Source organism: Herbiconiux daphne, assembly GCF_024979295.1.
Classification (GTDB): Bacteria; Actinomycetota; Actinomycetes; order Actinomycetales; family Microbacteriaceae; genus Herbiconiux; species Herbiconiux daphnes.
Map to the genome: position 1 here is coordinate 1 of NZ_JANLCJ010000555.1, position 604 is coordinate 604.

General features: G+C 42.2%; 1 protein-coding gene. It reads right to left on the minus strand.

The genetic code is table 11. The features are described 5' to 3' along the window. The coding region (locus N1032_RS26415; protein WP_259543618.1) for a Rha family transcriptional regulator at nucleotides 1-604 on the minus strand (604 nt) is incomplete at both ends.

Sequence of the window (604 nt, forward strand, 5' to 3'; positions counted from 1 at the left end):
TTGAGAAGCGAAAGATGGAAATTTCTTTTGTAGCATAGTGGTTAAACTGTGTTTACGTTCCTGAAAATTCTTACCACTGATGATAAGCATTTCATTCATACGTTCCAGAAAATCCAGAGCTTTAATCTCTTCTGCTGTTGCGTTATCTCTTACGTTGTCAACCCCACGAAACTCTTTTAACTTTTTCGCAGAGCAACCAAAGACAAGACGGTTAAGGAGATCAGCTTCATTGCCTCCGTGGTAGGGTTGAAAACCATTGCCCTCTTCAGCGAGCTGTTCCTTACGTGCCTCAATCATCGGTGTAAAATTATCACGCAACTGTTGTCGAAGGTTTTTAATTTCTACCTTCTGAGCAACGTTTTCTGCTTCGAGATGCAACCAACGTTGAACAATGGCGTGTCGTAATCTGATGTTGTATCCAGATACTAAAGTCATTGTCAATTCTTTGTCCAACTCAAACACTTCTCGGGTGGCTATTGCCCCATTACCAATGGGGTAAGGAACATCGACCGAAAAGTCGGTAGATGTTAACCCAAGTGCTTCGAACATAGTTCTGCAAGCATCCATCACATGACCATGACGTTTACCAGTGAGTTGTGCAATC